The 19,009-nt window shown below is 74.5% G+C and carries 19 protein-coding genes; 11 read left to right on the forward strand and 8 right to left on the reverse strand.

The genetic code is table 11. The annotated features are described in order from the left end of the window. Nucleotides 1-28 precede the first annotated feature (28 nt). From ABWI07_RS22335 to ABWI07_RS22345, 3 genes are read right to left on the reverse strand one after another with little or no spacing between them, the layout of a single operon-like run. Nucleotides 29-817: an SCO1664 family protein gene (locus ABWI07_RS22335; RefSeq protein WP_149258243.1), complete on the reverse strand. Its 789-nt coding sequence runs from the start codon at nucleotides 815-817 to the stop codon at nucleotides 29-31. Nucleotides 818-870: 53 nt separating this feature from the next. Further along, complete coding sequence (locus tag ABWI07_RS22340; RefSeq protein WP_149258242.1) at nucleotides 871-1,419, reverse strand: DUF3090 domain-containing protein; 549 nt, start codon at nucleotides 1,417-1,419, stop codon at nucleotides 871-873. Between the two features lie 10 nt (nucleotides 1,420-1,429). After that, nucleotides 1,430-2,143 (reverse strand): MSMEG_4193 family putative phosphomutase, encoded by a 714-nt coding sequence (locus ABWI07_RS22345; RefSeq protein ID WP_149258241.1) that lies wholly within the window; start codon nucleotides 2,141-2,143, stop codon nucleotides 1,430-1,432. Between the two features lie 62 nt (nucleotides 2,144-2,205). On the opposite strand from ABWI07_RS22345, the gene corA reads away from it, so the two are divergent. Beyond that, nucleotides 2,206-3,177: a magnesium/cobalt transporter CorA gene (corA, locus tag ABWI07_RS22350; protein ID WP_149258240.1), complete on the forward strand. Its 972-nt coding sequence runs from the start codon at nucleotides 2,206-2,208 to the stop codon at nucleotides 3,175-3,177. On the opposite strand, the gene ABWI07_RS22355 is transcribed toward corA, so the two are convergent. Beyond that, nucleotides 3,174-3,794, reverse strand: a complete 621-nt coding sequence (locus ABWI07_RS22355; protein ID WP_353819699.1) for a hypothetical protein — start codon at nucleotides 3,792-3,794, stop codon at nucleotides 3,174-3,176. The genes corA and ABWI07_RS22355 overlap by 4 nt on opposite strands. A 131-nt stretch (nucleotides 3,795-3,925) precedes the next feature. On the opposite strand from ABWI07_RS22355, the gene ABWI07_RS22360 reads away from it, so the two are divergent. The 3 genes from ABWI07_RS22360 (at nucleotide 3,926) to ABWI07_RS22370 (ending at nucleotide 7,631) form a co-directional block, all read left to right on the forward strand. Beyond that, the gene (locus ABWI07_RS22360; protein ID WP_149258239.1) at nucleotides 3,926-4,885 is read left to right on the forward strand and encodes an aldo/keto reductase; all 960 of its coding nucleotides are present in this window, start codon (nucleotides 3,926-3,928) and stop codon (nucleotides 4,883-4,885) included. 96 nt (nucleotides 4,886-4,981) lie between these two features. Next, entirely contained in the window at nucleotides 4,982-6,886 is a 1,905-nt protein-coding gene (locus ABWI07_RS22365) for a helix-hairpin-helix domain-containing protein (protein ID WP_353819700.1), read from the forward strand. A 100-nt stretch (nucleotides 6,887-6,986) separates the two neighbouring features. Next, complete coding sequence (locus ABWI07_RS22370; RefSeq protein ID WP_353819701.1) at nucleotides 6,987-7,631, forward strand: hypothetical protein; 645 nt, start codon at nucleotides 6,987-6,989, stop codon at nucleotides 7,629-7,631. Between the two features lie 39 nt (nucleotides 7,632-7,670). Here the strand turns inward: ABWI07_RS22370 and fabI are convergent, their stop codons facing one another. Continuing rightward, a complete protein-coding gene (gene fabI / locus ABWI07_RS22375; protein WP_149258237.1) occupies nucleotides 7,671-8,459 on the reverse strand; it encodes an enoyl-ACP reductase FabI in 789 nt (262 codons plus the stop codon). Nucleotides 8,460-8,464: 5 nt separating this feature from the next. Next, nucleotides 8,465-9,169 carry a beta-ketoacyl-ACP reductase gene (locus ABWI07_RS22380; protein WP_353819702.1) on the reverse strand — a complete coding sequence of 235 codons (705 nt, stop codon included), beginning with the start codon at nucleotides 9,167-9,169 and terminating at the stop codon, nucleotides 8,465-8,467. A gap of 158 nt (nucleotides 9,170-9,327) precedes the next feature. Between ABWI07_RS22380 and ABWI07_RS22385 the strand changes: the two genes are divergently transcribed. Both ABWI07_RS22385 and ABWI07_RS22390 read left to right on the forward strand, forming a co-directional pair. Next, the gene (locus ABWI07_RS22385) at nucleotides 9,328-10,827 is read left to right on the forward strand and encodes a TldD/PmbA family protein (protein WP_353819703.1); all 1,500 of its coding nucleotides are present in this window, start codon (nucleotides 9,328-9,330) and stop codon (nucleotides 10,825-10,827) included. 5 nt (nucleotides 10,828-10,832) lie between these two features. Then, nucleotides 10,833-12,215 (forward strand): metallopeptidase TldD-related protein, encoded by a 1,383-nt coding sequence (locus tag ABWI07_RS22390; RefSeq protein WP_149258809.1) that lies wholly within the window; start codon nucleotides 10,833-10,835, stop codon nucleotides 12,213-12,215. A gap of 129 nt (nucleotides 12,216-12,344) precedes the next feature. Here the strand turns inward: ABWI07_RS22390 and ABWI07_RS22395 are convergent, their stop codons facing one another. Continuing rightward, entirely contained in the window at nucleotides 12,345-12,557 is a 213-nt protein-coding gene (locus ABWI07_RS22395) for a dodecin (RefSeq protein WP_149258808.1), read from the reverse strand. A 65-nt stretch (nucleotides 12,558-12,622) separates the two neighbouring features. Here ABWI07_RS22395 and ABWI07_RS22400 point away from each other — a divergent pair, with 65 nt between their 5' ends. The 5 genes from ABWI07_RS22400 to ABWI07_RS22420 all read left to right on the forward strand — a co-directional run bounded on the left by ABWI07_RS22400 (nucleotide 12,623) and on the right by ABWI07_RS22420 (nucleotide 18,209). Beyond that, on the forward strand, nucleotides 12,623-12,961 hold the full coding sequence (locus ABWI07_RS22400) for a DUF3099 domain-containing protein (RefSeq protein ID WP_149258234.1): 339 nt from the start codon (nucleotides 12,623-12,625) through the stop codon (nucleotides 12,959-12,961). A 619-nt stretch (nucleotides 12,962-13,580) separates the two neighbouring features. Then, nucleotides 13,581-15,593, forward strand: a complete 2,013-nt coding sequence (locus ABWI07_RS22405) for a substrate-binding domain-containing protein (protein ID WP_353819704.1) — start codon at nucleotides 13,581-13,583, stop codon at nucleotides 15,591-15,593. 118 nt (nucleotides 15,594-15,711) lie between these two features. Further along, the gene (locus tag ABWI07_RS22410; protein ID WP_149258231.1) at nucleotides 15,712-16,863 is read left to right on the forward strand and encodes an acyl-CoA dehydrogenase family protein; all 1,152 of its coding nucleotides are present in this window, start codon (nucleotides 15,712-15,714) and stop codon (nucleotides 16,861-16,863) included. Nucleotides 16,864-16,879: 16 nt separating this feature from the next. After that, nucleotides 16,880-17,635, forward strand: coding sequence for a 3-oxoacyl-ACP reductase FabG (fabG, locus tag ABWI07_RS22415; protein ID WP_149258230.1), 756 nt, complete (start codon nucleotides 16,880-16,882; stop codon nucleotides 17,633-17,635). After that, on the forward strand, nucleotides 17,619-18,209 hold the full coding sequence (locus tag ABWI07_RS22420) for a TetR/AcrR family transcriptional regulator (protein ID WP_149258229.1): 591 nt from the start codon (nucleotides 17,619-17,621) through the stop codon (nucleotides 18,207-18,209). The genes fabG and ABWI07_RS22420 overlap by 17 nt, the downstream gene beginning before the upstream one ends. A 19-nt stretch (nucleotides 18,210-18,228) precedes the next feature. Here the strand turns inward: ABWI07_RS22420 and ABWI07_RS22425 are convergent, their stop codons facing one another. After that, complete coding sequence (locus tag ABWI07_RS22425) at nucleotides 18,229-18,999, reverse strand: helical backbone metal receptor (protein WP_353819705.1); 771 nt, start codon at nucleotides 18,997-18,999, stop codon at nucleotides 18,229-18,231. Nucleotides 19,000-19,009 lie beyond the last annotated feature (10 nt).

The following is a 19,009-nucleotide window of genomic DNA, read 5'->3' on the forward strand; positions in this document are numbered from 1 at the left end:
CGGAAATGCCGCACCCGGCGGGGCCGACCTACAGCGGCGGCCAGGGGATGGCGGGCCAGTCCTCGGGCGGGTAGGGGTGGATGCGGTGCTTGAGCATCAGCTCGACGCGGCGCCGGGTGGCGTCGACCTCCTCGGCCGTGAGCAGCTCGGCCAGCCGCGCGCCGAGGGCGCCGCGCAGCTCGGCGTGGACCCGGCCGAGCGCGTCGACGGCCTCGGCGGTGAGGGGCTTGCCGCGCCACTGCCACAGGACGGTGCGGAGCTTGTACTCGGTGGAGAAGCAGACGCCGTGGTCGCAGCCGTACACGTGGCCGTCGCCGGGCGGCAGCAGATGGCCGATCTTGCGGTCGGCGTTGTTGACGACGGCGTCGAAGACCGCCATCCGGCGGACGGCCTCGTCGTCGGAGCGGGACAGCGCGACGAGGTCGATGTCGGGGTCGGGCTCCACCCACAGCTGCACCATGCCGGGCCCGTACGGGCCGTCGCGGTGGACGGTGGGCGGGACGGTGTTCCAGCCCATGGCCTTGGAGACCTCGTAGGCGGCGACCTCCCGCTCGGCGAGCGTGCCGTCGGGGAAGTCCCACAGGGGCCGCTCCCCCGCGACCGGCTTGTAGACGCAGTTGGCCGTCGCCCCGTCGTGCTCGATCGAGCAGTAGAGGGTGGCGTTCGAAGCCTGGACGAGCCGGCCCTCCACGGCGATGCGCCCGGCCGACAGCAGCCGCTCGGCGGCGTCCGCGTCGCGCGGCGGGACCGGGCGCCCGGCCCCGGCCCGCCCGCCTGCGTCGCCGGCGGGCGCCCGCCCGCGCGAGGACTGCGTCATGCGCTCATTCTCCCGGCCACGTCGTCCATGATCCAGCACAGCGGGGTGTCATCTCAGCCGAGGTACCCGTTCTGGCGGGGGCACACGTGCCCCTCGCTGTCGAGCGGCAGGCCGCACAGCGGGCACGGCGGCCGCCCGGCCGCCACCACCTGCAGGGCGCGCTCGGCGAACGCGCGGGCCTGCGCCGCGCTGATCCGCACCCGGAGCACCGCCACGGCCGGGTCGTCCTCGCCGACCTCCGGCTCCTCGTCGGACTCGGTGACCTCCTGGGCCTCGATCACCACCTGCTCGTCCTCGGGGTCCCAGGCCAGCGCCATCGTGCCGACCTTGAACTCCTCCTCGACGGGCTGGTCGAGGGGGCCGTCGTCCTTGAGCTCGGACGGGGCGACCGCGGGCACGGCCGCCTCCCCGCCGCTGCGCCGCAGGACCTCGTCCAGGAGCTCCTCGAGCCGCTCGGCCAGCAGCGTCACCTGGAACTTCTCCAGTCCGACGCTGGTGACGCGGCGGCCCGAGCGCGCCTGCAGGTAGAAGGCGCGGTCGCCGGGGCGCCCGACGGCGCCGGCGACGAAGCGCTCCGGCGGGTCGTAGGAGATGACGGGCATGCCAATGACCCTACGCGCCGCCGCCGACGACCGCGTCACTCGACCCGAGTCCGGCTTTCCCGGAACGTTCCTCCGGCGGTTCCGGGACCAGGCCGGCGACGTCGCCTCCGGTGTCGTTGAGCCGGACGACGAACGGGCGCGTCTCGGTGTACCGGATCACGGTGAGCGAGGCCGGGTCGGCCTGGATGCGCTGGAACTGGTCCAGGTGGAGGCCGAGGGCGTCGGCGACCACGGACTTGATGATGTCGCCGTGGCTGCACACCGCGTAGAGCGCGTCCGGCCCGTGCGCGGCGGCGATCCGCTCGTTCCAGTCGCGGACGGCGGCGACGGCGCGGTGCTGCGCGTCCGCCAGCGCCTCCCCCGCCTCGCCGGGGAACCGGGCGGCGCTCGGGTGCGCCTGCACGACGCGCCAGAGCGGCTCCTCCGCCAGCTCCTTGAGGGGGCGCCCCGTCCAGTCTCCGTAGCGGACCTCGCCGAACCGCTCGTCGGTCTCGATCTTCCCGGCGGGCTCGGCCCGCGCCGCGACGATGGCCTCCGCGGTCTCGGCGCAGCGTTCGAGGGGGCTGGACACGACGGCGGCGAGCGGCAGCGGCGCCAGGCGGGCGGCGAGCGCGGCCGCCTGCGCGCGGCCGCGCTCGTCCAGGCGCACGCCGGGCGTCCATCCGGCCAGCACGGGGCCGGTCATCGCGGTCAGGCCATGCCGAACCAGGAGAAGCGTCGTCACACCGGCCACTCTAGGAGATCACCGGAACGCCCCGACGCCCCGGATGCGCGACAATGCGTGGCGTGATCGTCGACAAGGCCATCTACGCCGGCGGCAAGCGCCGCGACATCGAGGGCGACATCAGCGACGCGTTCGACCTCGCCCGGGAGGACGGCGACTGCTTCTTGTGGATCGGCCTCTTCGAACCCGACGAGGACGAGTTCGAGCTGGTCAAGGACGAGCTGAACCTGCACCCCCTGGCGGCCGAGGACGCGGTGTCCGCGCACCAGCGGCCCAAGATGGAGCGCTACGACGACACGCTGTTCGTGGTGCTGAAGACCCTCGCCTACATCGACAAGACCTCCGACATCGAGGTCGGCGAGATCATGGTCTTCCTCGGCCGGGACTTCGTGGTGACCGTCCGGCACGGCGCCGGCAACCCGCTCGGGCCGGTCCGCAAGCGGCTGGAGGAGAGCCCGGAGCTGCTCGGGCACGGTGCCACCGCGGTCCTGTACGCGGTGTGCGACGAGGTCGTCGACCGGTACGGCGTCGTCGCCCACGAGGTCGAGGTCGACATCATCGGGCTGGAGCGGGCCGTGTTCGACCCGAACGCCCGGGACGTCACCGCCGACATCTACTCGCTCAAGCGGGAGGTGCTGGAGTTCCGCAGCGCCGAGGACCCGCTCGTGCCCGTCCTCCAGGAGATCGTGAAGGGCCGCGTCGCCGAGTGCGGCTCCACCCGCGAGTACTTCCGCGACGTCCTGGACCACCTGCTGCGCGTCGACGGGCAGGTCGACTCCCACAACGAACTGCTCAACAGCGTGCTGACCGCGCACCTGGCGCTGCTCGGCAAGCGGCAGAACGAGGACATGCGGAAGATCTCCGCGTGGGCCGCGATCATCGCCGTGCCCACCGCGATCGCCGGGATCTACGGCATGAACTTCGACCACATGCCCGAGCTGCACTGGACGATCGGCTACCCGCTCGTCATCGCGGTCATGGCCGTCGTGTGCGTGCTGCTGTTCCGCCGACTGCGCAAGAGCGGCTGGCTCTAGCCGTCCATGACGTGGGGCGACGGCGGCGCGGAAAGCAGCACCGCCCACAGGTGCGACTCGGCGCCCCGCGCCTCCAGGCGCCGGCGCATCCGCTCCACGCCGGAGCGCGTGGGCAGCGCCAGCCACACCAGCAGCGGGTAGCCGAGGACGAACCCGACGACGAAGACGAGCTCGCTGTGGGCCACCATCGCCAGCGGCAGACCGAGCAGGATCACGCCCTCGGCCAGCGCGAACCGCAGCAGGACCGCCTGCCGGAACATCATCAGCGCGGTCAGCGCCGCCGCGCCCGGCTCGGCCCCCGGCTCCATCGGGCGCGGCGCGCGGGGTCCGGCGAGCAGGGCCAGCAGCGCGGCCGCCGCGAGCGGGAGGTGGATCCACAGCGGTGCGTCGCGGCGGCCGTCCTCGACGATCAGCGGCATGATCGCCAGGATCAGCACGGGGGCGGCCAGCAGCGCCAGCATCATCAGGCGCATCCGGCCGAGCTCGGTGCCGGCGCGCAGCGAGGCGAGGTAGCCGGGGTCGTCGCCGGGGCCGGCGCCGAACACCGGCGCCACGCTCGGCCCGCCATCGCCCTCCGGCGTCTTCGGCGAGTACATCGAGAACGGGGGTGGCGCCATGGCTGCGAACTCTAGCCCGGCGGGAGCCGGCCGCAATAGATCTCACCAGGATCTTCACGCCGCGGGCGCGTCCCGCCGGAGCCGCCGCTCGCTTTCCGCGCGGCCTGCGCGGACCGCTAGATTGACCGCCTATGAAGGAGCGTCACCTCGGGCGGAGCGGGCTGCTGGTGTCCCGGCTGGGCCTCGGCACCATGACCTGGGGCCAGGACACCGACCCGAACGAGGCGGCGGCCCAGCTCACCGCGTTCGTGGAGGCGGGGGGGACCCTGGTCGACACCGCCGACGTCTACAGCGACGGCGACAGCGAGCGCATCCTCGGCCACCTGCTGCGCGAGCTGGTCGACCGCGACGACCTCGTCGTCGCGACCAAGGCCGCCATCCGGCCGAACGGGCGCTACGACGGATCCCGCAGGCACCTGCTGCGCGCGCTCGACGCCTCCCTCGACCGTATGGACCTGGACCACGTCGACCTGTGGCAGCTGAACGTCTACGACCCGGCCACGCCCCTGGAGGAGACGCTGTCGGCGCTGGACGAGGCGGTCGCGTCCGGCAGGGCCCGCTACGTCGGGGTCTCCAACTACGCCGGCTGGCAGGTCGCGAAGGCCGCCGCCTGGCAGCGCGCATGGCCGGGCCGCGCGCCCATCGTGTCCGCGCAGCTGGAGTACTCGCTGCTGAGCCGCGACATCGAGCGGGAGGTCGTGCCCGCCGCCCTGGACGCCGGGGCGGGCCTGCTGCCGTGGTCCCCGCTCGGCCGGGGCGTCCTCACCGGCAAGTACCGCACGGGCATCCCCGCCGGGTCGCGCGCCGCCGCCCCGCACTTCGCCGAGTTCGTCCAGCCGTACCTGGACGAGGAGTGCGCCCGCATCGTGGAGTCGGTGGTGACCGCCGCCGAGGGCCTCGGGTGCTCCCCGCTCGCCGTGGCGCTCGCGTGGGTCCGCGACCGGGAGGGCGTCGCGGCGCCGATCGTCGGCGCCCGGACCGCCGCGCAGCTCCGCGCGATCCTGGAGAGCGAGGAGGTCACGCTGCCGAACGAGATCCGCGGCGCGCTCGACGACGTCTCCGACGTCTCGGACACGACCTCCCACCCGTGACGCGTCCGTGCGCGATTCATCCGTGAAGCCCGGGGCCGTCCGTGGCACGCTCTGGACGGTCCACCGCCAACCGCGATCAGCCGTGACGGGAAGCCCGTGACCGACACCCCTGACCAGACGCCCTCCCCCGCCGAGCGCAAGGCCCGCGCCGAGGCCGCCATGCGCGCCGCCGAGGCCGCCGCCGGAGCGCTCGTCGAGAGAGACGCCCCCGCCCCCGACTCCGCGCCCGCACCCGCGCCGGCGCCCGAGCCCGGACGCACCCCGGAGGAGGGCCTGCGCGCCCTCGCCGAGCTGTTCGCCGAGACGGGCGTGCCCGCGGCCCTCGCCGCCCGGGCCGCGGCGCGGCTCGGACCGGGCGCCGCCGGGCGGCTGCGCGACGACCCGTGGCGGCTGCTGAGCGTCCCCGGCGTCCGCCCCGGTCAGGCCGACCACTTCGCCCGCGCCGTCCTCGGCGACGGCGCCCGCCCCGACGACCCCCGCCGCGGCGGTGCCCTCGTCCTCCACCTGCTGACGGAGGCGGCGCGCCAGGGCCACACGGTCACGCCCGCCGCCGACGTGCTGTCCGCGCTGGAGCGCCTGCGCTTCCCCGACCCCCGGCGCGCCGTCGAGGCGGCGCTGGACGAGGCGGAGGTGCTGTCGCTCACCGAGGAGCCCGGGTTCGACGAGGAGGCGTTCGAGGAGGACGCCGAGCCGCCGGAGCCGGAGGAGACGCTCGGCCCGGCGCGGTGGGCGCTCGCCGAGGAGGCGGCGGCCGAGGGCTTCCAGCGCCTGACGCTCACCGCGGCGCCACTGCTGGACGACGCGGCCCTGAAGGGGTTGCGCGACGGGCTCCCCGAAGACCGCTCCCTCGCCCTCACCGCCGCGCTGCGCACCGGCGTGAGCATCCTGCGCGGCACGCCGGACGGCCTCGCCCGCACGGTCGCCGCGATCGCCTCCGCCGCCGCGTCGCAGGGCCTCCGGACCGCGGTGGCGGCGCCCACCGACCGCGCCGCCGCCGATCTCGCCGCCGCCCTTCCCGGCGGGGCCGCTGAAGGCGTCGAGGTCACCAGCCTGCACCGGCTGCTGGAACCGCGAGAGGACCCGTCTGCCGCGCCCGGGGCCGTCGTCTACGGGCGCGGCGAGCAGCGGCCCTTCGATCTCGACCTGGTCATCGTGGCGGACGGCGCGGCGCTCGACGTCGAACTGTGCGCGGTGCTGACCGAGGCGTGCCCGGACGGCGCCCACCTCGTGCTGTGCTGCGAGCCGGGCGCCGCGCCGCCCGCCGGGCCCGGCCGGCCGCTGGACGACCTGGAGGCGTCGGAGACCGTGCCCGTGGTGGAGCTGGACGCCGAGCCGCCGTCCGGCCCCGTCGGCGAGCTGACCGAGGCGGTGCGCGGCGGCGAGCTGGCCGCCGTGGACGCCCCCGGCCGCGAGGTCGTGATCGTGCCCGCCGAGGGCGCCGGGGAGGCGGTGCACCGGGCCGTCCAGCTCGTCACCGACTCGATCCCGCGCGCGCTCGGCATCCCCGTCGAGGACGTCCAGGTCGTCGCCCCGGCGGCGGGCGGGGACGCGGGCGCCGGCGCCCTCAACACCGCGCTCAAGGCCCGCCTGAACCCCGGCCCCGGCGCGTTCGGCGGCATGGACCCCGGCGACCGCGTGGTCGTCGCCGCGCCCCTCCCGCAGGCCCCGCTCGGCGAGACGGGCGTGGTGACCGGCGGCGGCCCGCACGGACTGGAGGTCGACTTCCCGGGCGGCGCCGCGGTCGTCGCCCCGGCGGACGCGTCCCGGCTGCGGCACGGCTGGGCGGTGCCGGTGGCGCTCGCGCGCGGGACCCGGCGTCCCGGCGTGGTCGCGGTGCTGGCGGCGGACGGCCTGTCGCGGCCGCTGGTGGCCACCGCGTTCGGCCTCGCGCGCCGCCACCTGTCCGTCGTGCAGGCGGCCGGACCCGCGCTGGCCAGGGCCGTCCGCGAGGACGGGGCCCCGGCGCGGCGCACCAGGCTCGCTCGGCTGGTGGCCCAGTGAGGTACTGACGGGTAAAGAAACCCCCGTGTCGCGGTTTACGGACGACCCCGTATGGGACACGATGTCAACAAGGGTCAGGGACAGCAGGTGGAGGAACGACATGCCCCAGCGGCTCAGGCGGCTCGGTACGGCGTCGGCGGCGGTCTCGGCGGGGGCGCTCGTCGTCGTCCTCTCCGCGCCGGCGGCCGAGGCGGAGACGTGCAAGAAGGGCGTCGATCCCCAGAGCACGATCGAGAACTGGAAGTGCAACCTCGGCAACCTGCGCGAGGGGCTCACCCCGAAGCCCACGCCGACGCCGACGCCGACGCCGACGCCGTCGAAGACCGCGAAGCCGGTTCCGGAGAAGTCCACCAAGAAGACGAGGACGCCTGCCAAGGCGCCCGTCAAGGCGCGCAAGCCGGCCTCGGCGCCGAGCGGCGGGCAGGGGGCCGCGTCCGGGCCCGCCCCGATGACGGGGCCCGGAGGCCTCAAGCCGTACAAGGGGCAGGCCCCGGTCACCGCGCCGGGGCTTCCCGGCGTGCTTCCCACGCCTGAGATCGCGGCCGACCCGAACGCCTACGCGAACGCGTCCGGCGGGACGGCCGCCGTGCCGCAGACCCGGCTCATCTCCCCCGTCGCCGCGTCAGGCCAGGACAACGGCCAGATGCTGCTGGTCGCCGCCGCGGCCGGGGCCGCCGGGGCCGTGGGCGCGCTCCACATCAGCGTCGCGGGCCGCGCCCTCCGCCGCCGCCGCGAGGCGCGCTGAGGGTTCCGCGGGCCGCGGGTCGCCGCGGCCCGCCGGGCGTCACGCGGACGCGGCGCCGATGGAGTGCAGGCCGCCGTCGACGTGGACGATCTCGCCCGTCGTCGCGGGGAACCAGTCCGACAGCAGCGCCGCGCAGGCGCGGGCCGTGGGCTCGCTGTCCTTGATGTCCCAGCCGAGCGGGGCCGCCTTCGGCCACATGTCCGTCATGCCCTCGAAGCCGGGGATGCTCTTGGCCGCCATCGTCGCGAGCGGCCCCGCGGCGACGAGGTTCACCCGGATGCCCTGCGGGCCCAGGTACTTGGCCAGGTAGCGGGCGCACGACTCCAGGCCGGCCTTCGCCACGCCCATCCAGTCGTACACCGGCCACGCCTTGGTGGCGTCGAAGTCGAGGCCGACGACGGAGCCGCCGTCCTTCATCAGCGGCAGGCACGCCATCGTCAGCGACTTCAGCGAGTACGTGGAGGCGTGCACGGCCGTCGCGACGTCCTCCCAGGGCGTCTCGAGGAAGTTGCCGCCGAGCGCGGTCTGCGGCGCGAAGCCGATCGCGTGGACCACGCCGTCGAGGCGGTCGAAGCCGCAGTCGCGCAGGTTCCCGGCGAGGGCGCCGAGCTGGTCGGCGTCGGTGACGTCGAGCTCCAGCACCGGCGGCGGGTCGTCGGGGCCGGACGGCAGCCGCTTGGCGGTCCGCTGCGTCAGGGTCGGCCGCGGGTAGGCGGTCAGCACCACCTCGGCGCCCTGCTCCTGCGCGATCCGCGCGACGTGGAAGCCGATGGAGGCGTCGGTGAGGACGCCGGTGACCAGGATGCGCTTGCCTTCGAGGATTCCCATGACTGTCAGTGCCCCATTCCCAGGCCGCCGTCGACCGGGATCACGGCCCCGGTGATGTAGGCGGCGTCCTCACTGGCCACGAACCGCACGGCCTTGGCGATCTCCTCCGGCTTCGCGATGCGGCCGAGCGGCACCGCGGCGGTGATGGCCTTCTGCTGGTCCTCGCTGAGCACCGCCGTCATGTCGGTGTCGACGAAGCCGGGCGCCACCACGTTGACCGTGATGCCCCGCGACCCGAGCTCGCGGGCGAGCGAGCGCGCGAAGCCGACCATGCCGGCCTTGGACGCGGCGTAGTTGGACTGCCCCGGCGAGCCCGTCAGCCCCACGACCGAGGAGACCAGCACGATCCGCCCCGCGCGCTTGCGCATCATGCTCTTCACCGCGCGCTTGGCCACCCGGAACGAGCCGGTCAGGTTGGTGTCCAGGACGGAGGTGAACGACTCCTCGCTCATGATCGCGAGAAGCGTGTCCTTGGTGATCCCCGCGTTGGCGACGACCACCTCGACCGGGCCCTGCTCCGCCTCCACCTTGCCGAAGGCGGCGTCGACGTCCTCGGCGCTCGTCACGTCGCACCGGACGCCGAACAGCCCCTCGGGCGGCTCTCCCGACCGGTAGGTGACCGCGACCGCGTCGCCCGCCGCGGCGAGCTCGCGGGCGATGGCGAGGCCGATGCCCCGGTTACCGCCGGTCACGAGGACAGAGCGACTCATCAGGACCCTCTCGTTGTGCTGCTCGTTGGCTGGTGCCCGACACTAGCGGCCCCGGCGCCCGCTGCGGATGTCCCCAACCGACAAGATCCGCTCACCTCCCTTTGTTCGGTCGGCGCGCGGGCCCCGGCGGGACGGGCGCGGGCGGTAGGTTGCGGAGGGTGCATGACATCGATCCCGCCTTCACCGCGCTGCCGCTCCGCGCGCTGGCCGACGCGGCGCTGTCCCGTGCCAGGGAGCTGGGCGCCGAGCACGCCGACTTCCGCCTGGAGCGCATCCGCAGCCAGACACTCCGCCTGCACGACGCCGCCCTGGAGACCGCGCTGGACGCCGACGACGTCGGGCTGTCGGTCCGGGTCGTCAAGGACGGCACCTGGGGCTTCGCCGCGGGCATCGACCTGACGCCCGCGGGCGCGGCCCGCGTCGCCGCGCAGGCCGTGGAGGTCGCCGCCGTCGCCCGGGCCGTCAACCGCGAGCCGATCGAGCTGGCGCCCGAGCCCGTCCACGGCGAGCGCACCTGGGTCTCCGCGTACGAGACCGACCCGTTCGAGGTGCCGACCGCCGACAAGGTCGCGCTGCTGGCGGGGTGGAGCCGGCGGCTGCTCGGCGACGACCGCGTCGACCACGTCGACGCCACCCTGCTGCAGGTCAAGGAGAACAAGTTCTTCGCCGACCTCGCCGGGACGGTCACCACCCAGCAGCGCGTCCGGCTGCACCCGGTCGTGACCGCCGTGGGCATCGCCGACGGCCTGTTCGACACGATGCGCACGCTCGCGCCGCCCGCCGGGTACGGCTGGGAGTGGCTGTCGGGCCGGCACTGGGACTGGGACGGCGAGCTCGCCCGCATCCCCGAGCTGCTCGCCGAGAAGCTCGCGGCGCCGTCGGTGGAGCCGGGCGTGTACGACGTCGTCGTCGACCCGTCCAACCTGTGGCTGACGATCCACGAGTCGATCGGGCACGCCACCGAGCTGGACCGGGCGCTCGGCTACGAGGCCGCCTACGCGGGCACCTCGTTCGCCACGCCGGACAAGCTCGGGGCCCTGCGGTACGGCTCCAAGGTCATGAACATCACCGGGGACCGGACCACCGAGCACGGCCTGGCCACGATCGGCTACGACGACGAGGGCGTGGAGGCCCAGTCGTTCGACATCGTCTCCGAGGGCCTGTTCACCGGCTACCAGACCGACCGGCGCATCGCCCGCCTCACCGGCGCCGAGCGCTCCAACGGCTGCGCCTTCGCCGACTCCGCGTCCAGCATGCCGATCCAGCGGATGGCGAACGTCTCGCTCAGGCCCGCCGAGGGCGGCCCGTCCACCGAGGAGCTGATCTCGGGGGTCGAGCGCGGCATCTACATCCTCGGCGACAAGAGCTGGTCGATCGACATGCAGCGCCAGAACTTCCAGTTCACCGGGCAGCGGTTCTTCCGGATCGAGAACGGGCGCCTGGCCGGGCAGCTGCGCGACGTCGCCTACCAGGCGACGACCACCGACTTCTGGAACTCGATGGAGGCCGTCGGCGGTCCGCAGACCTACGTGCTCGGCGGCGCGTTCAACTGCGGCAAGGGCCAGCCGGGGCAGGTCGCGCCGGTCAGCCACGGCTGCCCGTCGGCGCTGTTCCGGGGCGTCAACATCCTCAACGCGGTGAAGGAGGCCGGCCAGTGAGCACGATCAGGCCGCAGGAGGCCGTCGAGCGGGCCCTGTCGCTGTCCCGCGCGGACGACTGCGTCGTCATCGCCGACGAGGCGAGCACCGCGAACCTGCGGTGGGCGGGCAACACCCTCACCACCAACGGCGTGACCCGCTCCAACCGCCTCACCGTCATCGCGCTGCGGAGCACGGCGGACGGGGTGGCGGCGGGCGTGGTGTCGCGGTCGGCCGTCGGCGCCGACGGCATCGAGGACCTGGTGCGCGCCGCCGAGGCCGACGCCGCGGGCAACGAGCCCGCCGAGGACGCCCGGCCGCTGGTCGCCGAGGCGCCGCTCGCGGGCGGTTCCGGATGGGACGACGACCCCGCCGAGACCGGCATCGGGGTCTTCGAGGGCTTCGCGCCCGCGCTCGGCGAGGCGTTCGCCGCCGCGCAGGCCGGCGGCCGGCGCCTGTACGGGTTCGCCAACCACATGGTCACCTCGACGTTCCTCGGCAGCTCGGCGGGGCTGCGGCTGCGGCACGACCAGCCGACCGGGCTGGTGGAGCTGAACGCCAAGGGCGCGGGCGGCTCGGCGTGGGCGGGCGTCGGCACCCGCGACTTCACCGACGTGGACGTCGCCGCCCTCACCGCCGGCCTCGCGCGGCGGCTGGAGTGGGGCGAGCGGCGCGTGGAGCTGCCGGCCGGGCGGTACGAGACGATCCTGCCGCCCTCCGCCGTCGCCGACCTGATGATCTACCTGTACTGGTCGGCGGGCGCCCAGGACGCGCAGGACGGCCGGACGGTGTTCAGCGCCCCGGGCGGCGGTACCCGCGTCGGGGAGCGGCTCGCGAACCTGCCCGTCACCCTGTCCAGCGACCCGGCCGCCCCGGGCATGGAGTGCGCCCCGTTCGTCATCGCGCACGCCTCCGGCCGCGAGTCTTCGGTGTTCGACAACGGGCTCGCGCTCGGCGCCACGGACTGGATCGGCGACGGGACCCTCGCGTCCCTCACCCAGACCCGGCACTCCGCCGAGCGGACCGGGCTGCCGGTCACCCCCGCCGTCGACAACCTGGCGATGCGCGGGCCGGACGGCGGCGCCTCCCTGGAGGAGATGATCGCCCGCACCGAGCGCGGGCTGCTGCTGACGTGCCTGTGGTACATCCGGGAGGTGGACCCGCAGAGCCTGCTGCTGACCGGGCTCACCCGCGACGGCGTCTACCTCGTCGAGGACGGCGAGGTCGTCGGGGCCGTGAACAACTTCCGGTTCAACGAGAGCCCGGTCGACCTGCTGTCGCGGCTCGCCGAGGTCGGCGAGACCGGGCCGACGCTGCCGCGCGAGTGGTCCGACTACTTCACCCGCACCGCCATGCCGGCGATCCGGGTGCCCGACTTCCACATGTCGACGGTGAGCCAGGCCACCTGAGCCGCCGCGGACGGGACGGCGGGAACGCCGCGCCCGGGCCCTGAGCCGGACCCGGCGCGGCGTTCCCGCCGTCCCCCGGCCGTGACGGTCCGGGCGCCGGGCGCCCCCGGCGCTAAGCCCACCGCGGGCTCACGCGTCCTCCAGGCGGAAGCCCACCTTCATGGTCACCTGGAAGTGGGCCACATCACCGTCCTCGATGTGGCCGCGGACCTCGGTCACCTCGAACCAGTCGAGATGGCGCAGGGTCTGCGAGGCGCGCCGGACACCGTTGCGGATCGCGGCCTCGACGGTGTCCGGCGAGGTCCCCACGATCTCGGTCACGCGGTACGTGCGATCGGTCATCGACTCCTCCAGATGTTTTGCCCAGTACTGCCGGTGCAGGTCGGACTCCATGGGCTTACCGTGGAATGGTGAAGGTCAATCCCCGCCACCACCGCGAGCCGGCGGTCTACACGGTCACCGACGCTCCCCGCCCCATGTCGGAGGACATCGGCCGCCGCCAGCGGCGGTACCTCGTGTCCATGGGCGTCCGCACGATCTGCTTCGTGGGGGCGGTGGTGGCCGCGGTCGCGGGCGCGCCGTGGTGGCTCGCGCTCCTCATGGTGGTCGGAGCCGTGGTGCTCCCCTACGTCGCCGTCATCTTCGCGAACGGAGGGCGCGAACCGACCGCCCCGGCGGCCTTCGACGACCGCGCGCGCAGGGAACAGAAGCCGGTTTCCGGACAGCGTCCGGAAATCCGGTCGTGACATTCTCTTGACTAACCGCAGGGGGTTTCGGTGTACGATTTGTACCGGCGCTCTGGTCCCCCGTCGGAGCGCCCGTGCCGGTGTTCCGGGCCCCCGTCGGAACACCGATGATGCGGCGCCGGGTGGATTGCCCCCGTATCCACCCGGCGCCGCTTTTCAATGTCCTGGGTGACTCTTGAAGCCGCGCGGCGCGGCGGACGACCCTCCGCGGACCTCTCCTTGACCGCCCTTCCCGGATGAGGCACATCCCCGCCGGAACGCAAGCCCTCCGGGCTGGCCTGGTCCGGCCACGACCCGAAACCCGGGCCCCTCACGCCCTCCCCGCCCAGATCCGCGGGGGTCGCGGCGCTTCCACCCGGACACCCTCCCCCAAGACGTCCTGGCCGCGAACCGATCCTCTTCCCGGGCCCGCCGCGTACTGCTGAGCGACGCCGACGCCCCGCGCCGGAGGGGAGGCTTAGCGGGAGCCCGGGGCCCGCCACCCCTTGACGGAGGCGGCCGTTGAGACGAACATCACAGCTGCCCCCTTTGAGACACATCCCCCATGTGTCTCACCGGCGGGCCGTCGACCCACGGCGCGACACGGCCCGCACCCCCGCCCGGGAAACGGAGATCGGCCATGAGCGCACACGACGACGTTCCTGAGTGGGCACCCCGGACCCCGCCGGAGTCGGGCGGCCCGGAGTCCCCCTACCTCTTCCTCGGCGCCTCCCGCCCGGGCGGGCTCCCGCCCTCCGGCGCGGGCGAGTCCTCCGGCGAGCCGTTCGACGCCTTCACGCGGCCGCACCGCACGCCCCGGCCTCCGGGTCCGGCGCACGCCGCCGCCCGGCCGGCTCGCGGGCCGTGGGGCCTCGGCGGGGGGCGGCCGCCGCGGCGCGTCGGCGGCGTGCTGCTCGGGCCGCTGGCGGGCGCGGTCGGCCTGGTGCTGCTCTCCGGGTTAGGCGCCTACGCCCTCGCCTCGACCGGCGGCGGGTGCTCCGGCGACGGCGCGGTGACGCTCGACGTGGCGGCGGCGCCGGACGTCGCGCCCGCGGTGGCGCGGGCGGCGGGCCGCTTCAACGACGCCGGGCACAAGGTGGACGGGCGGTGCGCCCGCGCGCGGGTGCGCGCCGCCGACCCCGCCGCGGTCACGACGCTGCTGTCCGGCAAGGGCGTGGCCGGGGTCGCCCAGAAGCCGGACGTCTGGATCCCCGACTCCTCGCTGTGGACCAAGCTCGTCGAGGGCCCCGGTCGGGCCCCGGCCCCCGGGGACCCGGACCGGCTGGGCGGGATCGCCTCGACCCCGATCGTGCTGGCGATGCCGCGCGGCCTCGCGACCCAGTTGCGCGATCTCGGCGCGCCGGAGCGGCCGTCCTGGAAGGACCTGCTCGCGGCGGCCGGGACGGCCTCGAACGCCGAGCCGGGCCCGGCGGCGGGGGCGGGGGTGATCCCGCCGCGGCTGCTCCGGCTCCAGGTCCCCGACCCGGACCGCAGCGCGACCGGCATGGGCTCGCTGATCCTGGCCGGCGCGCTGCTGGCGGACGCCCCGGGCGGCGAGGCGTCGTTCACCGGCGTGGTCCGGACGATCCGGGAGGGCGTCGCCCCCTCGGTCCAGGCCGAGTTCGCCGAGTTCGCCGCGTTCGGCGCGGCCGGCCAGGGCAAGCCCGACCGCTACCCGGTCGCCCTGGCGCCCGAGCAGGCGGTGTACGCCTACAACGCGCGGCGTCCGGCGGAGCCGGCGGTGGCGGTGCACCCGGCGGAGGGCACGGTCTACCTCGACCACCCCGTCACCGTGTTGGCGGAGGACCGGGCCAAGGCGCGCGCGGCGCGGCTGCTGGGAACGGCGCTCGTGGACAAGGCCACCCGTGACGACCTCCAGCGGCTGGGCTTCCGGGCGCCCGGCGGGGCGGCGCCCGCGTCGTTCTCCCCGCGGACCGGCCTGGACCCGCGCCCGCCGCGGGCGCTCCCGGACACGCCCGCCGCCGACGTGCGGCGCACCATGCAGTCGTGGGCGCAGCTGTCGCTGAGCATCCGGATGCTGAGCGTGATCGACGTGTCGGGGTCCATGGACGAGCCGGTCGCGCCGGGGGTGACGCGGCTGCCGTCCACGGTCCGCACCGCCCAGGGCGGGCTCTCGCTGCTGCCGGACGACAGCGAGCTCGGCCAGTGGGTCTTCTCCACGAAGCTGGAGGGCGACCGGGACTGGCGGGAGCTCGTGAGCGTGGGCCCCCTCAACGAGCGGCTGGGGTCGGCCACCCGGCGGCAGCTCGTGCTGAGCGCGTTCGCGCGGATCCAGGTGAAGGAGCACGGCGACACCGGGCTGTACGACACGGTCATGGCCGCGTTCGACTACATGAAGCGGACCTACAAGCCGGAGTACGTGAACTCGGTCCTGCTGTGGACGGACGGCAGGAACGAGGACCCCCGGGGCCCGTCCCTGGAGGAGACCCTCGACCACATGCGCCGCGAGTACGACCCGGAGCGCCCCGTCCAGGTCAACATGCTGGGCTACGGCTCGGGCGTGGACGTCAACGAGCTGCGGCGGATCGCGGAGGTGACGCACGGCGACGCGTACGTGGCCGAGACGCCCGGGCAGATCCAGGGGATCTTCCTCAAGGCCGTCTCGCGCCGGGTCTGCGAGCCCGACTGCTGACCCGCGGAGCGCCGGGCCGCGCCCGGAGGCGGCGCACGAACCCTCTCGTATTTGATTCTAGAACTCTGTTCGAGTTAAGTTAGCGTTCTGTTAGTAACGCAGGCGAGAGGGGCACGGCGTGCGCCGCACCGTATTCAACGAGGACCACGAGGCCTTCCGGGACACGATCCGGGACTTCATCGAGGCCGAGGTGGCCCCGGTCTACGAGGAGTGGGAGGACGCGGGCCACCCGCCGCGCGACTTCTACCGCAAGCTCGGCGAGCTGGGCGTGTTCGGCATCCAGGTGCCGGAGGAGTACGGCGGCGCGGGCGAGACCAGCTTCAAGTACCAGGCCGTGATCTCCGAGGAGTGCGCCCGCGCCGGCGTGAGCTTCGGCGGCTACGGGGTGCACGTCAACCTCGTGCTGCCGTACCTGCTGAAGTACGGCTCGGAGGAGCAGAAGAAGCGCTGGCTGCCGCCGTTCGTGTCCGGCGAGATGATGACGGCCATCGCGATGACCGAGCCCGGCACCGGCTCCGACCTCGCCGGCATGCAGACCACGGCGAAGCGGGACGGCGACCACTACGTCCTGAACGGCGCCAAGACGTTCATCACCGGCGGCGTCCTCGCCGACCGGGTGCTCGTGGTGGCGCGGACGTCCCCGGCCACGCCGGAGAACCGCCGGGCGGGCCTGTCGATCCTGGCCGTGGACACCAGGAGCGAGGGCTACGCGGTCGGCCGCAAGCTGGAGAAGATCGGGCTGCGCAGCTCCGACACCGCCGAGCTGTCGTTCACCGACGTCCGAGTCCCCGTGGAGGACCTGCTCGGCGAGGAGGGCCGCGGGTTCGAGTACCTGACGCACAACCTCGCCGAGGAGCGCCTCGGCATCGCGACCAGCTCCTACGCCTCGGCGGCCGCCGCCGTGGAGTTCGCCCGCAAGTACGTGCAGGAGCGCACCGTCTTCGGCAAGACCGTGTCGTCGTTCCAGAACACCAAGTTCGTGCTGGCCGAGTGCGCCACCGAGGTGGAGGCCGCCCGCTCGCTCGTCGACCGCTGCATCGAGGCGCTGGACGCCGGCGAGCTCACCCCCGCCGACGCGGCCGTCTGCAAGCTGTTCTGCACCGAGGTGCAGGCCCGCGTCGTCGACAAGTGCCTCCAGCTGCACGGCGGCTACGGCTACATCCTGGAGTACCCGATCGCGCGCCTGTACGCCGACGCCCGGGTCACCCGGATCTACGGCGGCACCAGCGAGGTGCTCAAGACCATCATCGCCAAGGACATCCAGGTCTGACGGAAGGGCTGGGCACATGACCGAAACCCGGGTGGCCATCGTCACCGGCGCCGCGCGCGGCATCGGCGCCGCCACCGCCGTCCGCCTCGCCAGGGAGGGCTTCGCCGTCGCCGTCTGCGACCTCGACGAGGCCGCCTGCGCCGGCACGGTCGAGACGATCAGCAAGGACGGCGGCACCGCGCTCGCCGTCGGCGTGGACGTCGCCGACACCGCGCGGGTGAACGCCGCCGTCGCGCGCGTCGCCGCCGAGCTGGGCCCTCCCGTCGTCCTGGTGAACAACGCCGGCATCACCCGCGACAACCTGCTGTTCAAGATGTCCGACGACGACTGGGACGCGGTCATGTCGGTGCACCTGCGGGGCTCGTTCCTGATGACCCGCGCCGCGCAGGAGCACATGACCAAGGCCGGATGGGGCCGGATCGTGAACCTGTCGTCGGTGTCGGCCCTCGGCAACCGCGGCCAGGTCAACTACTCCGCGGCCAAGGCGGGCCTCCAGGGCTTCACCAAGACGCTGGCGATCGAGCTGGGCAGGTTCGGGGTGACGGCCAACGCCATCGCGCCAGGGTTCATCGCCACCGAGATGACGGCCGCGACCGCCGCCCGCGTCGGCGTGGACTTCGAGGACTTCAAGGCCGCCGCGGCCAAGGAGATCCCGGTCCGGCGCGTCGGCGTCCCCGAGGACATCGCCGGGACCGTCGCGTTCCTGGTGAGCGACGACGCCTCGTTCGTGTCCGGCCAGGTCATCTACGTGGCCGGTGGTCCCCGCGCGTGACGGGGCGGCCCGGGCGCGGGACCGGGAGGGGACGGAGGAGTCGCTGCGCGCCGCGGCGGTCGCGCTGCTGCGGCGCGGCGGCGTCCTCGCCGGCCTGAACCTGCGCCAGGTCGCCGACGAGGCCGGGGTCAACCGCGGGCTGGTCTACCAGTACTTCGGGTCGCGCCGGGCGCTGCTGCGCTCGGCGCTGTTCCACCGGTCGCGCCCGAACGCCGAGGACGCGGTGGACGCGGCCGGGCTGCCGCTGCGCGAGCGGCTGGCCCGGCTGTTCTGGACGAGCCTGCGCCATCCCGAGCCGGTCCGGCTGGCGACGCTGCTGGTGCTGGACGGCGACGACCGGCCCCGCGTCCTGCTCAACCGGGGCGCGGGCCGGGAGGATCTCGCCGCGGAGGCGGCGCGGGGCGACCTGCCGGTCGAGGACGTGGCGGCCGTGCAGGCGGCCATCGCGTCCACGATCTACGGGTACACGCTGCTGCGCGAGCATCTGGCGCGGGAGATCGACGTGCCGGCCGAGGAGCTCGACGAGCGCATGGCCCGCTGCCTGGAGGCGATGTTCGTGCGCCGTCCCGGCTAGCGTCCGTGCGCCGTCCCGGCTAGTGCGGGCGGGCCGCGGCGAGCCGTTCGGCGAGCGCGGCCGGTGCCTCGACGAGGGACGGGCCGTACCAGGTGAGGAGCCGGCCGCTGACGAGCGCGACGTCGAGCCCGGGGAAGCACTCCGGGCCGTCGTCCTCGGTGAAGCGGTACGGCTCGTCCGGCAGGACGACGAGGTCGGCGCCGGCCGCGGTCAGCTCGTCCAGGGGGATCTTCGGGTAGCGGTCGGAGTGCCCGGCGTAGACGTTGGACACGCCCAGGCGGGCCAGGACGTCGCCGGTGAAGGTGTCGCGCCCGACGACCATCCACGGCCGCCGCCAGATCGGGATCACCGCCGCCCGGGGCTCCCCCGGCGCGACGCCCGCCCAGACGCGGGACGCCTCCTCCAGCCAGCCGGGCGCCGGCACCCGGCACGCCTCGGTGAGCATGCGGCGCAGCGAGGCCAGCGCCTCCTCGACCGTGCGGATCCGCGTCATCCACACCGGGACGCCCGCCGCGCGCAGCGCCTCGACGTCGGCGGGGCGGTTCTCCTCGGTGTTGCCGACCACGACGTCCGGCCGCAGCGCGATGATCCGCTCGACGTCGGGGTTCTTGGTGCCCCGCACGCGCGGCACGTCCAGGCCCTCGGGGTGGGTGCACCAGTCGGTCGCGCCGGCGAGCAGCTCGGGCGCGGTCGCCGCGACCGTCTCGGTCAGGGACGGCACGATCGACACGACGCGGCGCACCCGGCCGGGGACGGCGGCCGGGGCGCCGGTGTCGTCGCGGACGGCCATCGGCGCGCGG

This window comes from Actinomadura sp. NPDC000600 (assembly GCF_040492135.1).
Classification (GTDB): Bacteria; Actinomycetota; Actinomycetes; order Streptosporangiales; family Streptosporangiaceae; genus Spirillospora.